We start from the raw sequence: 15,019 nt of genomic DNA, 5'->3' as shown, positions 1-15,019 counted from the left end.
TGCTCCGAGTACAGAACTTTCGACCCCGTCGCCGTGGCGTAATGCCGCGGCGACGGTGGTGGAAATGGCCCTCGGAGCGCTGGTCGCCGCTGTTGTAGCCGCTGTCGGGCTCTTTGCTTTCGGCCGAGTGCAGTGGCCGGCGTTCACGTCTTCCAACGTCACGCAGGCCGTCACGACGGTGCTGCAGGTGCTCTGCATCGCAGTGGTCGGTGTTGCGGTTCTGATGTTCCGCGCCCGCAAGGCCGAGCGGGTCGCAAAACTCCTCTCGTGGGCCGGGCTCTCCGGTTTCGTCACCACGACGCTCGGACTTCCCCTGGCCGCGACGAGTCTGTATCTGCACGGCGTCTCGGTCGATCAGCAGTTCCGGACCGAGTACCTGACCCGGCTGACGGATTCGGCTGCGCTGCAGGACATGACGTACGTGGATCTGCCGCCGTTCTACCCGGCCGGCTGGTTCTGGATCGGTGGACGCGTCGCGAACCTGCTGGGCATGGACGGTTGGGAAGCCTTCAAGCCCTACGCGATCGGCTCGCTGGCTGTCGTCGCCGTCGTTGCACTCGTGTTGTGGACCAAGCTGATTCGACGCGATTGGGCCGTAGTCGCAGCGTTGGCCGTCACTGCCGTCGTGTTGGCGTACAACTCCCCCGAGGCGTACGGCGCCGTCATCAACCTCCTGATCCCGCCGGTGCTGATCCTGGCGTGGGGGGCTCTCGATCGCCCGGGTGCCTCTCGATTTGCCGGAGCCGGCGCAATTCTCGGGACGGGCCTGTTCCTCGGTTTCGCCGCAACCGTCTACACGCTGTACCTCGGATTCGCCGCATTCGCCGTGACTCTGATGGCAGTCGTTGCCGCAGTACTTGCCGCCCGCGCTCAGAACACGTGGAAAGCCGCACTGGGTCCCCTTGTCAGGCTCGCCGCAATCGCGATGATCTCGGGTTTGGTCGCTCTGACGGTCTGGGCGCCCTACCTGTTGAAGGCACTCTCGGGTGCCACTGCAGAATCCGGCACGGCAATGCACTACCTCCCCGATTCCGGTGCGGTACTGCCCTTCCCGATGCTGAGCTTCACCCTCGTCGGCGGACTGTGCCTACTCGGCACGGTCTGGCTGATTTCTCGTTTCCTCTTCTCCCGCCGCGCCCGGGCACTCGGTATCGGTGTCATTGCCGTGTATCTGTGGGCACTGCTGTCGATGACGTTCACCGTTGCCGGCAGTACGCTCCTCGGTTTCCGACTGGAGCCGGTTCTGATCGGACTCCTTGCCGCCGCCGGCGTGTTCGGATTCTTCGAGTTCGCCGGTTGGATCGTCCTGGCCACCAGCGAAAATCCCCGCGTCAAAGCGGTACTGGTTGCACTCGGTGCCATCGGAGCCATCGCCTTCGCGCAGAACATCCCGCAGGTGCTGGCGCCGGATATCGCTGTGGCATACAGCGATACCGACGGCAACGGCGAGCGCGGGGACAAGCGACCTCCCGGGGCCGAAGCCAATTACGCGGACATCGACCGGATCATCCGCGAACAGTTGGGACGTGAACCCCATGACACGGTGGTACTCACCGCCGACATCGGCTTCCTGAGCTTCTACCCGTACTTCGGTTTCCAAGGTCTGACGTCGCACTACGCAAACCCCCTCGCCGATTTCCGTGCCCGCGCCGCACTGATAGAGCAGTGGTCGGAACTGAAGACCCCTGACGAACTGATAGCTGCGCTGGACGCGTCGCCGTGGCGAAGTCCCGACGCCTTCGTCTTCCGCCAGGGCGCCGACGGGTACACGCTGCGGTTGGCCGAGGATGTCTACCCCAACGACCCGAACGTCCGCCGCTACACGGTCACGTTCCCCAAGGAACTGTTCGACGATCCTCGTTTCACAGTCACCGAACAGGGTCCGTTTGTGGTCGTTACCCGCTCTGACGCGAGCTAACCAGGAGATACGTCACAAAAGGCTTACCGTCGGGGTCGTTGACGCGACCCCGACGCACCCCTAACTTCATACCGTGACCCGAACCGATGCCCGAGCGGCAATGATCGATGCAGCCGAGCGTCTGGTTGCCGAACGAGGTCTGGCCGCTCTGACGCTTCGTGATGTTCAGACCGAAGCCGGACAGGCCAACAAATCGGCTGCGCAGTATCACTTCGGTTCACGTGAAGGTTTGCTGGCGGCCGTCGTCGAGTCCAGAATGCGACCTGCCGGTGAGCGTCGACGCGAGTTGCTCGACACGATCGATCTCGACGCGAATCCACCGACGATGCGTGCCCTCGTCGAGGCTCTCGTCCTGCCGTTGGCGGAACAGACCATCTACCGCGAGGGCACGTTGTACGCACGGTTCCTGGTGCAGTCGATCTTCGACCCGGCCATGTCGTCGACCATCCGTGATCACATGCAGGCCGAGAGTTTCCGCGAAGTTCAGCGGCGGATAGTCACTGCGTCCTCGTTGCCGGCAGAGATCGCCGAACTTCGGGCGGCAACTCTGACCGTGCTCGCCGTCGTCACTTTTGCCACGTGGGAGGGTCGCGTCGACAGCCGAGAACGTGCTCACGTGATTGTTGCCGACCTGATCGAAAGTTGCCTCGGAGCACTCTCGGCCCCGGCTGCGCAAATCTGACACGCTGTCCGGCGAGTTTGTTTCCGAAACTGCCGGGGTACTCAGCCCCTCCAAGCGCAGTCGAGCAAACGGCCGCATCAACCACCGGCGGGGTAGGTGATGACAGTGAGCGAACTCGTTACGCAAAGCCGCGAGCTTGTACCGCATCGTGCAGTTCTCGATTCCGCAGAACATGTTCTGGTCATTGCGCGCGGCAAACCGTTCGGGCGCGAGCAGGCCTTCCACGAAGTGTTGAGCGTCGCGATTCGCAATCGCATCGAAGTACTCACTCTGGCAAGGGCTCTCATCGACGTTTCCGAGTCCCGCGACTACCGCGCGATCCCGACCGACACCGCACACACCGTTGCGGTGCTCGAATGGGGTGAGCTACTCGAGATCCCGACCGAACACCACGAGAAGTCCAGAGCCGAATCGGCTGGAGACGCCGATGAATCGAACGACTTCGACGATCCGATCGAGCCGGAGTATCTGGTCGAGACCGACGTGGGAGGACGCGTCGTCTTCGTCGCCCTCGCGTTCACGATCGGCGGGATAGTCGGATTCTTCGCGCACGACTGGGCGCTTCTGCTTCTGATCACCGCCGTGTACCTCGTGTGGATCGCGGCACGGCTGGTCGCGAAACTCGTCAGTGTTTCCCGCAGTGCCCATTGGGCGGACGCCGAGCCTATTCGTGGCACCGATTCGACAACTCACAACGCGGAACGCTCCCACCACCACGCTGTTGCAGCGTGAGGGCGGGAGCGCCGGTACTGCACTACAACCGTTGCGGCACACCATAAGTGACGACGGTATCGCCATTCGACGTGACAGCCTTCGCGTAGGGCCTGATGGTTACCGGCCCGATTGCTCCCTGTACGTATCCGTGAACTCCGGAGAGCCGGACGGCTGCTTCAGGTCCGTCGAATTCCTGGTCTTCGAGTAGCGCGACGTCGGTGATACCGCCCGGCGCCAGATCGACGTCCAGTTCCTGTGAAGGAATGATGTCGCCGCCGATGGCGAACCCGTTCGAAATGTCCAGGCCCAGTTCGAAGTCCGGAACCAGACCGATACCGAGGTTCGTTCCGCTCTCGACTGCCCAATCGAGGCCGGGACTGTTGAGAACAACCGTCGCGCCGGTCAACGCGATCGGGTAGCCGATTTGATAACCGATCGTCAGCTTCGTTCCGGTGAAGCTTGCCGCGTCCGGCCCGTCGATCTTCACGCCGGCAACCCCGTCGTGGAAGAACTCGACGCTCAGCGGTGAGCTGTCGAGAGGCGGAAAGACGTGGATAGCGGTATCAGCCTGATAGACCTCTATCCGATTTCCTTTGACGTCGGTGATCGAACTGGTGTTGTCGACGCCTGCCGACGCCGTCCCACCCCCCAGGACAACGGCCAGTAAGGCCACTGCTCCCACTGCGCTACTGCGAACTGCTGTCTTCGACATGCACAAGCACCATCCCATCCGGTATAGGCCCCGGACGTAGGTTCCAACTCTTCGTCGAGGATGGGATTCGTCGGGGCTGCCTGAACAAACGCGAGCAAGATCCTTGTTGCGATACCCCGGTCACGAACCCGTCAAACGATGCACGAAAACATTACTTTCCGGACAAGTCGGGTGGCCCGGTTTGTCCCGTCGACTGCGCCCGCTCGCGGACGCGAACCGTTTTGTTCGTTACTCTGACAGAGGAAGTTATCGAATCGAGACCTAAATAGGCCACCCCGAACTTCTGAGAACTGCCACTTCAGGGATGGGCGCCAGAACCGAAAGGCACCGACTGCATGACCGAGACCTTGCCCGACGTCCAACTGCTCGAAGAAGCACGTCCAGGGCGAGTCCGTTCAGCAGTGCGGCGCTCGGTCGTCCAGCGCGGGCGTCTTGTGGACCTCGCGATCATGGCGACGTTCACCGTTGCGGCGATCTACGTGATGTCGAACCTGTGGAGCGATCTGCAGTCCGGCTATCTGTTCAACGCGGGCCGCGACCAGGCCATGTGGGAATGGTTCTTCGCCGATACCGCTCACGCCCTCGCCCAGTTCCGCAGCCCGCTGTTCAGTGACCTGCAGAATTACCCGCTCGGCGTGAACCTGATGGCCAATACCGCGATGTTCGGCATCAGCATCCCGCTGGCCCCGATCACGCTGATTTTCGGACCGACGGCCACGTATGCGATCGGGCTGACCGCCGGACTCGGCGGCACCGCCATAGCTTGGTACTGGGCATTCTCGCGGCACGTACTGACCGGTGTCTCCGTCCGCTCCAAGATCGCGGCCGCCGTCGGAGCGGGGTTCTGCGGATTCGCGCCCGCCATGATCTCGCATGCCAACGGCCACCCGAACTTCGTCGCGTTCTTCGTACTTCCGTTCATCTTCTTGCAGGTAGTGCGCATCTCGAACGGCAAGCGTCCGGTTCGCGACGGAATCGTTCTCGGCCTACTCGTCGCGTGGCAGATCTTCCTCGGCGAAGAGCCGCTCCTCATCTTCACGATGTCAGCCATGGTGTTCGGCGCCGCCTATGCACTGCCTGACCTGGCCAAGTCGCGCCAGGCGATCAAGCGCGCGATGCCCGGCCTCGTGATCGGCGGCGCGGTCACACTCCTGATCACCGCGGTGCCGCTGTGGTCGCAGTTCTTCGGCCCTGCGAGCTACGACGGCGTCTCACACGGTCAGGCCGGCAACGACACCGCTGCACTCACCACGTTCCCGACCGAATCGGTTGCGGGTGATCCCGAGGGCGCGGAGTTCCGGATGAACCCGACCGAGGAGAATGCCTACTTCGGATGGCCGTTGGTGCTCCTGCTTCTCGGTGCAACGGTGTGGCTGTGGCGCATCCGGCTGACCCGCGCTGCCGCCGCCGTGATCGTGGTGATGGGTGTGCTCTCGCTCGGTTCCGAACTGACCATCGACGGTGACAAGACCGGCATCACCCTGCCGTGGAAACTCCTCGCCGACTTGCCGTTGTTCGAATCGGTGCTCGAATCCCGATTCGCCATGGGCGCGATTCCGGCGATCGGGCTACTGCTCACCCTCGGCACCTACCGCGCTTTTGTCGAACTTCGTGGACCGCGCCGCACGGCAGCCGGTGTCTGGCTGGTGGCACTCGCCGTCGCGATGATTCCCCTGATCCCGACCCCCATCGACGCCGATCAGCGATCTGCGACGCCCGAATTCATCACCAGCGGCTCGTGGGAGAACTACGTCAGCGACGGCACCCTGGTGACGGTCCCCGTCGCGAGCGCCGAAGACGCCCGCGCACTGAGCTGGCAGGTCGACGCCGACTTCGGCTTCCCCATCGCCGGCGGGTACTTCGTCGGCCCGGATTCGAAGACCCGCGCCGGAATCTACGGCGCCGAGTCCCGGCCCACCTCGACCCTGCTGGTCAATGCCAAACAAACCGGCAAGGTCCCGTTGATCGATGTGGGCACCAGAGCGAACGTCCTGACCGACCTGCGGTACTGGCACGCCGACGTACTGGTGCTTCCCCGATTCTCCGGCGACGACGCCCTGCGCCACACGGTCGACGAGCTGGTCGGCTTCGACGCCAAGCGCGTCGACGACGTGTGGGTGTGGGACGTACGAGACCTCGTGAGCGGCAAGACCTCCAACCAGAGTTGAACGGGTTGGTCAGCGGGTCATGATCACCGGACCGTCTTCGGTGATCGCGACAGTGTGCTCACTGTGCGCAGCCCTGGCGCCCGAAACGGTGCGAAGGGTCCACCCGTCGGCGTCGTGCCGGTAGTCGTCGGTTCCGTCGGCGATGAGCATCGGTTCGATGGCGATGACCAGGCCGGGCCGTAACCGGAAGCCTTTGCCTGCTCGACCTTCGTTGGGCACGTCCGGGCCTTCGTGCATCTCGCGGCCGATGCCGTGCCCACCGTGATCGGCGAGCATTCCGTATCCGAGGCCACGCGCGTACTGTCCGATCGCGGCACCGATGTCGCCCAATCGGTTTCCGGGCTGGGCGGCGGCAATGCCACGGGCTAGTGCCTCATCGGTCGCGTCGATCAGTGCCTGATCCTCACTACTTCCCTGTCCGACGGTGAAGCTGATGGCGGAGTCGCCGCACCAGCCGTCGAGTCTCGCACCGCAGTCGATACTGATCAGGTCACCGTCACGGAGTCGGTACCCATTCGGGATACCGTGCACCACAGCATCGTTCACGCTGATGCAGGCGACACCGGGAAAGGGTATCGGCGCCGTCGCCGGCCGGTAATTCAAGAACAGCGCCGAGGCGCCCGCAGCCGAAATGACCTCCGCGGCAACGGCGTCCAATTCGAGCAACGTCACTCCGACGCTCGCCGCCTCACGCGCCGCAGCCAGCGCCTGCGCGGTGATTCTCCCCGCCGCCGCCATCGCGTCGATTTCCCCTGCGGTCTTGATTTCGACCATCTCGAACACCTTCCTTGTCGAATAACTATACCGGTATTACTATAAGCACATGGTGCGCGTGCCGCTGACGGCGGAAGAACTCGAACGAGGACTACGACTGGGTGAACTCCTGCGATCGGCGCGGGGGGACCGAAGCATGGTTCAGGTAGCGCTCGACGCCGGTATCTCCGTCGAAACGCTGCGCAAGATCGAAACCGGACGCATCGCGACACCCGCCTTCTTCACCATCAGCGCGGTCGCGGAAGTGTTGGGTATTTCACTCGACACCATCGCCCGAACACTTGAAACACCACAATCCGAACAGGAAGTTGCATCCTGAGTAGTTCTCTCAGGATGTGTGGGCCCGCACTCGCCTAACATCGTTCCTTGTGCCGTCTGAAGTAGTAGTGCCCCCGAAACCCGTGCCCACTGGCCCCGAAGCTCCCCGAGAATCGGATTCCCAGAGAGTCCGGACGGCACGACTCATCGCGATAGTCACCGGCCTTCTTGGCCTGCTTCTTGCACTCGCGACGCCGTTCCTGCCCGTCAAGCAGGAAGCCGCGAGCATCGACTGGCCGCAGGGTGGGACCGTCAACAGCGTCTCGTCGCCGCTGATCTCCTACTCGCCCACATCGCTCGACATCAGCATTCCCTGTTCCACCCTCGGCCAGTTGGGCGGCAGCGGCGGCACACTGCTCTCGACCATGCCGAACGGTGCGCCGGACCGAAACGCCCGCGGCCTCACCGTCCGCACCACTGCCGACCGCCTGGAAGCACTCACTCGCGATTCGGTGCTGATCTCGGCTCCGCTCGATCAACTGAGCGGGTGCACGGCGATCACCATCACGACCAACTCCGAGCAGACCGTCGCGGCGGTCACCGGAATCGACGGCGTCGGCACCACCCTGACCGGTGACTACCGGCCACAGGTTGTCGGCATCTTCACCGACCTGCAGGGCGCAACGCCCGCCGGACTGTCCGCCCACATGGACGTCGACTCGCGGTTCTCGTCCAGCCCCACACTTCTCAAACTGTTCGCGATGATCGTCGCGGCACTCTCGACCATCGTCTCGCTGTACGCACTGCACCGGATCGACGGCGTCGACGGCCGTCGTGCCCGGCGGTTCCTTCCGGCACGGTGGTGGAAGTTCACCGGCATCGACGCCCTGGTGATCGGCACGCTGGCGCTCTGGCATGTGTTCGGCGCCAACACTTCCGACGACGGTTATCTGCTCGGCATGGCCAGAGTCTCGGAGCACTCCGGGTACATGGCGAACTACTTCCGTTGGTTCGGCGTCCCCGAAGCGCCGTTCGGTTGGTACTACGACGTGCTGGCGCTGTTCGCGAAGGTCAGCACCGCGAGCATGTGGATGCGCCTGCCCGCATTGATCGCCGGCATTCTGTGCTGGATGGTCATCAGCCGCGAGGTGATACCGCGACTCGGTGTTGCGGTGCGCCGCAACAAGGTTGCCATCTGGACGGGCGGGCTCGTGTTCCTGGCCTTCTGGTTGCCGTACAACAACGGCCTGCGTCCCGAACCCATCATTGCCCTCGGCGCCCTGCTCACGTGGTGCTCCATCGAGCGCGCCATCGCCACCGGACGTCTGTTGCCCGCCGCGATGGCCGTGCTGATCGCCGCATTCTCGCTGGCCGCCGGGCCTTCCGGGCTGATCGCCATCGGCGCGCTGATCGCCGGAGCCCGGCCGATCCTGCAGATCCTGATCGCCCGCGGCAAACGCGTCGGCTTCCTGTCCCAGGTCATGCCGATCCTCGCAGCCGGAACCGTGGTTCTTGTCGCAGTCTTCGCAGATCAAACCCTCGCAACGGTTCTCGAATCCACCAGGGTGCGAACCGCCGTCGGGCCGAACGTTCCGTGGTTCGAGGAGCGGTTGCGGTGGGACGCACTGATGACCATCTCCCCCGACGGCTCACTGGCCCGCCGCTTCGGCATGTTCGTCATGATCGTCGGACTCGTCTTCTGCGTCATGATGATCCTGCGCAAGGGCCGGATCCCCGGCACCGCGATCGGGCCCTCGCGCCGAATCCTCGGCATCGTGTTCGCGTCGCTGCTCCTGATGCAGTTCACCCCCACCAAGTGGACCCACCACTTCGGTGTGTACGCCGGTCTGGCCGCCACGGTTGCCGTGCTCGCCGCCGTCGGCGTGAGTGCGTCGAGTATGCGTTCCAAACGAAACCGCGCGCTGTTCGCCGCGGGCATCCTGTTCATCCTCGCTGTGGCGTTCACCAGCTCCAACGGCTGGTGGTATGTCTCGAGTTACGGCGTCCCGTGGTGGGACAAGCCGCCGTCAATCGCCGGCAAGGGATTCTCGACGGCCTTCCTCGGTCTGACGATCCTCGCGCTGCTGTTGGCAGCTTGGTACCACGTCATGGAGCCGCGCGAGCGAAACGGCACAGAAGACAGCGTCAAGAAGACAAGGCGACTTCGTCTTCTCGCCCCGTCACCGTTGACCATCGCGGCCGGAGCCGTCGTGCTCTTCGAGGTGCTGTCCCTACTCAAGGGAGCGGTCGCTCAGTACCCCGCGTACTCGATCGGCAAGTCCAACATCGAATCCGTCTTCGGCGGAAGCTGCGGTCTCGCGGGCGAGGTACTCGTGGAGTCCGATCCCAACACGGGCGTCCTGCAATTGGTGGACAGGCCCACCGACCTCGCCGGCGCCGGAGCTTTCGGTGCAAGCGAATCGACCGGATTCTCGCCGGACGGAGTCGCCGGCGACCTCACCGCAGACGCCGAGGACTCGACGGCGGGCAGTGCAAACAGCCTCGACACCACGACCTCTCAGTCCGGCACCACCAGCACGCCCGGAACCGGATCCGGAACCGCTGGCGGCTCGCAGTCGACCTCGGGCGTCAACGGCAGCAACGTCGCGCTCCCGTTCGGGCTCGACCCCGCAAAAACGCCGGTGCTCGGTAGTTACGGAGCGCCCCAGAACGCGTCGCTGACCACCGGTTGGTACTCACTGCCCGAGCGCAACGACGCCGCACCGCTCCTCACGGTCGCCGCGGCCGGACGAATCCGCTACGTCAACTCCGACGGCATCGTCACCCCCGGCGCGGTCTTGCAGGTCGAGTACGGCAAGAAGCAAGCCGACGGAAGCGTCGACGCGCTGGGACGAGTCGATCCGATCGACATCGGCCCGTCGCCGTCGTGGCGCAACCTGCGCGTTCCGATGGATCAACTGCCCGCCGACGCCGACACCGTGCGTCTGGTGGCCAGTGACACCGACATCAGTGCCGACCAATGGCTGGCGGTGACACCGCCGCGAGTGCCGACCATGCGCACGCTGCAGGACGTCGTCGGATCCACCGATCCGGTGCTGATGGACTGGGCCGTCGGTCTCGCCTTCCCGTGTCAACGCCCGGTCGATCATCTGTACGGCGTCGCCGAGATCCCCGAGTGGCGCATTCTGCCCGACCGCATCGGCGCGGAGTCCACCAACGCCTGGCAGGACCACTACGGCGGCGGACCGCTCGGTTGGACCAGCGAACTGCTCTCGGCCAGGGCATTGCCCACCTATCTGGACAACGACTGGGATCGTGACTGGGGTTCGCTCGAGCAGTACACACCGCTCGATCCGGACGCAGTTCCCGCGCAAATGAACGTCACCACCGAGACCCGTTCGGGCACCTGGACACCGGGCCCGATTCGTTACCAGTCGTAACTGTTACGCGTGGACCTACCAACCACCCAGGCACGGTAGGTCCACGCTCAGCCCTGACATACCATCGGTAGCCGTGCCCGACGCCGTGACAGCTTCACCCCAGACTTCGAGTTCGCCGCCTCCTGCTGGTCAGGATGCCCGCGAGCGTTTCCATCGCACTCGATGGGTTGCGATCATCGCCGGCTTGCTCGGCTTCGTACTCGCACTGGCAACTCCTCTGCTTCCTGTCGTGCAGACGACGGCGACGGTCAACTGGCCGCAGAACGGCGTGATCGGCGACGTCGAGGCACCGCTGATGGCGCAGGTTCCCATCGACGTCAACGCGTCGATCCCCTGCACCGCGGTCAGCTCACTCCCCGAGGGCGGCGGCATCCTGATGTCGACGGCACCTGCTCAGGGCGACGGCGCCGCGCTCTCGTCGATGTTCGTCCGCGTGTCCGCTACCAGCGTCGACGTGCTCGATCGCAACGTCGTCGTAGCTTCGGCAGCGCGCGAGGACGTCGAGTCGAGTCGCTGCGGCGCCATCGCGTTCAGCTCTGACGTCAACCGGACCTCGGCAGAGTTCGTCGGCCTGACCTATCCCGACGGCAACCCGATTCGTGGCCAGCTCGACGGCGACTTCCGCCCGCAGGTGGTCGGCGTCTTCAGCGACCTGCCCGACGGCGCTGCCCCCGAGGGGCTCGGCTTCTCGATGACGATCGACTCACGTTTCTCGTCGAGCCCCAGTGTCCTGAAGCTGGTCGCGATGATCGTGGCAGTCCTCTCGACCATCGTCGCGCTGGTCGCGCTGGCTCGCCTCGACGGCACCGACGGCCGCAAGCACCGACGCTTCCTGCCCGAACGGTGGTGGAAGTTCTCCGGTATCGACGGAGTTGTAGTCGGCACGCTGGTCGTCTGGCACTTCATCGGCGCGAACACCGCCGACGACGGTTATCTCCTGACCATGGCCCGAGTCTCGCCGGACGCGGGATACATGGCCAACTACTTCCGTTGGTTCGGCGTTCCCGAGGCCCCGTTCGGCTGGTACTACGAAGTCCTGGCCGTGATGGCGAAGATCTCGACGGCGAGCCCGTTCATGCGTCTGCCCGCTCTGCTCGCCGGAATCCTCTGCTGGATGGTGATCAGCCGCGAGGTCGTCCCGCGTCTCGGCCGGGCGGTCCGCCGGAGCAACGTCGCCCTCTGGACCGGCGGTCTGGTATTCCTGTCCTTCTGGCTGGCGTACAACAACGGTCTTCGCCCCGAGCCCATCGTGGCTCTCGGCGCACTGCTCACCTGGTGCTCCATCGAGCGCGCCATCGCCACCGGACGTCTGCTGCCCGCGGCCACAGCAATCTTGATCGGCGCCTTCACTCTTGCCGCCGCACCCACCGGATTGATGTGTATCGCAGCCCTTCTCGCCGGTGTGCGCCCGTTGGTGCGCATCGTCGTCAAGCGTCACCGACTGGTCGGCACACTGCCGCTTCTCGCTCCGATCGCCGCTGCCGGAACCATCGTGCTGGTGGTCATCTTCGCCGACCAGACCTTTGCCGGCGTCATGGAAGCCACGCGCGTCCGAACGATCATCGGGCCCAATCTCGAGTGGTACCAGGACTTCCTGCGCTACTACTACCTCTTCGTCCAGACGGTCGACGGCTCGGTTGCCCGACGCTTCGCGTTCTTGACGATGATCCTGTGCCTCTTCACGACGCTCTTCGTGTTGTTGCGCCGCGGCCGCGTCCCCGGCGCGGCAACCGGTCCGTCGTGGCGCCTGGTCGGCGTCGTCTTCGGCACGATGTTCCTGATGATGTTCAACCCCACCAAGTGGACTCACCACTTCGGTGCGTATGCAGGCATCGCTGGTTCTCTCGCCGCGCTGACCGCCGTGGCAGTGTCCGCGTCTGCCCTGCGCTCGCGGCGTAACCGATCGGTGTTCGTGGCCGGGCTGCTCCTGATGCTCGCGTTGACGTTCGCCGGCATCAACGGCTACTGGTACGTCTCGAGTTACGGCGTTCCGTGGTTCGACAAGACCATCTCCTACGACGGCCGTGAATCCAACACACTGTTCCTCGCGCTCTTTGCTCTCGCCTTGGCCTTTGCCGCCTGGCAGTACCTGCGTGAGGGATTTGCAGCCCCGCCCGAGAAGCCGAACACGGCCAAGGGCAGACGAATTCGCAAGTTCGCGGCCGCTCCGCTCACCGTGATCGCCGGTCTGATGGTCCTGTTCGAGGTGCTCTCACTACTCAAGGGCGCTGTGTCGCAGTACCCGGCGTACTCGCTGGGCCGAAGCAACATCGAGGCACTCGCGGGCAAGACCTGCGGCATGGCCGAGGACGTTCTGGTCGAGACCGACGTCAATTCCGGGAATCTGCGGCCTCTGCCCGCTCCCGGATTCAACGCGGAGGATCCGTTGTCCGGAGTTGATCCGAAGGGCTTCTCCCCCAATGGGGTCCCCAGCGATCTGACTGCGGATTACATCGAAGTCAAGCAGGGCATGGGTAATACCGACAGCCAGAGTGTCGGCCCCACCTTCGCCACCGGTTCCGGCGCCGGAACCAGCGGCGGCACCGGTAACCTCGGCGTCAACGGCAGCACGGCCAAGCTCCCCTTCGGCCTCGATCCGTCGAAGACGCCGGTCATGGGCAGCTACCAGCCCGGCGTGCAGGAACCTGCTTCCCTCATCTCGAGTTGGTACGGATTGCCCACTCGCAGTGAAGAATCACCGCTGGTGGTCATGTCCGTAGCGGGCCGCGTGTGGTCCGTCGACAACACCGGTGCGATCACGTACGGCCAGTCGCTTCTGGTCGAGTACGGCAAGACTCAGCCCGACGGAACAGTGCAGGTTCAGGGTTCGTACATGCCGCGAGACATCGGCCCGGCGCCGTCGTGGCGCAACGTCCGTATCCCGATCGACGAACTCGCGCCAGATGCCGATGCCGTTCGGGTGGTCGCGTTCGATCCCAACCTCACGGGCGATCAGTGGATGGCGTTCACGCCGCCGCGTGTGCCCAAGCTCGAGTCCCTGGACTCGTACATCGGCAGCGAGCAGCCGGTCCTCCTGGACTGGGCTGTCGGCCTTCAGTTCCCGTGCCAACGTCCGTTCACACATCAGAACGGTGTGGCCGAGATGCCGAACTTCCGCATCCTCCCGGACCGTCCCCTGGCCGTCAGCTCCACCGATACCTGGCAGTCCGCGGACAACGGTGGACCGCTCGGATTCACCGAGGTCCTCGCCGGTGCTACGACGGTTCCGACGTACCTGAAGGACGACTGGGCACGGGACTGGGGATCACTCGAGCGCTACGACCGGTACTTCCCGAATGCTGTTCCGGCAGAGGTGGAGACGGGCACCGCAACCCGCTCGGGCATGTGGATGCCCGGCGAGATGCGAGTGCACTAGCCTGCGCTACCTACTCGGGTGACTGCTCGGGTGCGACGTACGGAGACGGCCGAGACCGCTCCGACAACGACGACGCACCCGAGTAGTTGCCCAACGCCCGGCCGTTCGCCGAGCAGCACAACCGCCAGCAGTACGGCGAGGACCGGTTGCATGAGCAGGAGCGTCGCGCCCACCTCGGCGGGCAGCCGAGGGAGCGAGTGCCCCATCAGCATCCAGCCGAACACCTGGCCGACCAGCGCCAGTGCCGCGAGCCAGCCGAACGCTTCCCAACCCGGGACGAAATCGATCCGGCCCCACAGCGATCCGATGACGGAGCCGGCGATGCCCGCGGACGTCGTCGAGATCAACACCTGGCTCGCGGCCCGATCCGCCTCGCCCGTACGGCCGACCACGAAGATGTAACCGCCGTACGCGATTCCGGAGACGAGCGAGAGCGCCGTTCCCCACAGCAGGTCGTCGCCGGTTCCCCCGCTCCCGAACACGCCGCCCGCCAAGGCGATTCCCGTGAACATGAACGGTAGGGCGAAGACGAAGCGCATCGGAACCCGATTGCCGAATACCAACCAGGACAGTGCGGGCACCACAATCACCTGCACGTTCACGACGACGCTTGCCATACCCGCGCCGATCATCAGAATCGACTGCGACCACAACGCAAAATCCAGTCCGAGCAACAGACCGCCGAGCACCTGCAGAACGACTGCCCGCCGGCTCGGTTTGCCCACCCGGCGGTACTCTCGCCACGCCAACCACAACAGCGGCGGCAAGGCCAGGAAGCAACGGAAGAAAACGGCGGTCGAGGGCCCGACATCAGCCAGCTTGATGAGGAGCGAACTGATCGAGATCGCGGCTGCGCCTCCGACGACCAGCAATCGAGGGTCGATACGCCCCCGAGGAGTTCTGGTGGGTGTCGGTGTCTGCGCAGTCACGGAGGTCAGAGTGGTCACCCGACAATGTTCCTGCCGCTAACTATTCAGCACAAGCAAATGTTCAGACCGTATATTCGGTAGCATTAC

Annotated in this window: 10 protein-coding genes; 7 read left to right on the top strand and 3 right to left on the bottom strand. The window is 64.4% G+C overall.

The genetic code is table 11. The annotated features are described in order from the left end of the window. Positions 1–64 precede the first annotated feature (64 nt). The 3 genes from AC3WQS_RS14800 to AC3WQS_RS14790 all read left to right on the top strand — a co-directional run bounded on the left by AC3WQS_RS14800 (position 65) and on the right by AC3WQS_RS14790 (position 3,332). Positions 65–1,918, top strand: a complete 1,854-nt coding sequence (locus AC3WQS_RS14800; protein WP_047888796.1) for a galactan 5-O-arabinofuranosyltransferase — start codon at positions 65–67, stop codon at positions 1,916–1,918. Between the two features lie 73 nt (positions 1,919–1,991). After that, entirely contained in the window at positions 1,992–2,600 is a 609-nt protein-coding gene (locus tag AC3WQS_RS14795; protein ID WP_024487671.1) for a TetR family transcriptional regulator, read from the top strand. Positions 2,601–2,699: 99 nt separating this feature from the next. Continuing rightward, a complete protein-coding gene (locus AC3WQS_RS14790) occupies positions 2,700–3,332 on the top strand; it encodes a hypothetical protein (protein WP_195849558.1) in 633 nt (210 codons plus the stop codon). 22 nt (positions 3,333–3,354) lie between these two features. Here the strand turns inward: AC3WQS_RS14790 and AC3WQS_RS14785 are convergent, their stop codons facing one another. Further along, entirely contained in the window at positions 3,355–4,026 is a 672-nt protein-coding gene (locus AC3WQS_RS14785; protein ID WP_020968119.1) for an MspA family porin, read from the bottom strand. Positions 4,027–4,361: 335 nt separating this feature from the next. Between AC3WQS_RS14785 and AC3WQS_RS14780 the strand changes: the two genes are divergently transcribed. After that, positions 4,362–6,194: a glycosyl transferase gene (locus AC3WQS_RS14780; protein WP_492713124.1), complete on the top strand. Its 1,833-nt coding sequence runs from the start codon at positions 4,362–4,364 to the stop codon at positions 6,192–6,194. A gap of 9 nt (positions 6,195–6,203) precedes the next feature. Here AC3WQS_RS14780 and map read toward each other — a convergent pair whose 3' ends face one another. Beyond that, complete coding sequence (gene map, locus AC3WQS_RS14775) at positions 6,204–6,968, bottom strand: type I methionyl aminopeptidase (RefSeq protein WP_029537381.1); 765 nt, start codon at positions 6,966–6,968, stop codon at positions 6,204–6,206. Positions 6,969–7,017: 49 nt separating this feature from the next. Between map and AC3WQS_RS14770 the strand changes: the two genes are divergently transcribed. From AC3WQS_RS14770 to AC3WQS_RS14760, 3 genes are all read left to right on the top strand, one after another. Then, positions 7,018–7,287 carry a helix-turn-helix domain-containing protein gene (locus AC3WQS_RS14770; RefSeq protein WP_003943854.1) on the top strand — a complete coding sequence of 90 codons (270 nt, stop codon included), beginning with the start codon at positions 7,018–7,020 and terminating at the stop codon, positions 7,285–7,287. Positions 7,288–7,336: 49 nt separating this feature from the next. Then, positions 7,337–10,627: an arabinosyltransferase domain-containing protein gene (locus tag AC3WQS_RS14765; RefSeq protein WP_472795839.1), complete on the top strand. Its 3,291-nt coding sequence runs from the start codon at positions 7,337–7,339 to the stop codon at positions 10,625–10,627. Between the two features lie 73 nt (positions 10,628–10,700). After that, entirely contained in the window at positions 10,701–14,003 is a 3,303-nt protein-coding gene (locus tag AC3WQS_RS14760; protein ID WP_492713125.1) for an arabinosyltransferase domain-containing protein, read from the top strand. Here the strand turns inward: AC3WQS_RS14760 and AC3WQS_RS14755 are convergent. Then, positions 14,000–14,950 carry a DMT family transporter gene (locus AC3WQS_RS14755; protein ID WP_019746415.1) on the bottom strand — a complete coding sequence of 317 codons (951 nt, stop codon included), beginning with the start codon at positions 14,948–14,950 and terminating at the stop codon, positions 14,000–14,002. The genes AC3WQS_RS14760 and AC3WQS_RS14755 overlap by 4 nt on opposite strands. Positions 14,951–15,019: the final 69 nt, after the last annotated feature.

Source organism: Rhodococcus sp. FW305-130 (assembly GCF_058788335.1).
Note: the sequence above shows the minus strand (reverse complement) of the source record. Positions and strands in the feature narration are given on the sequence as shown.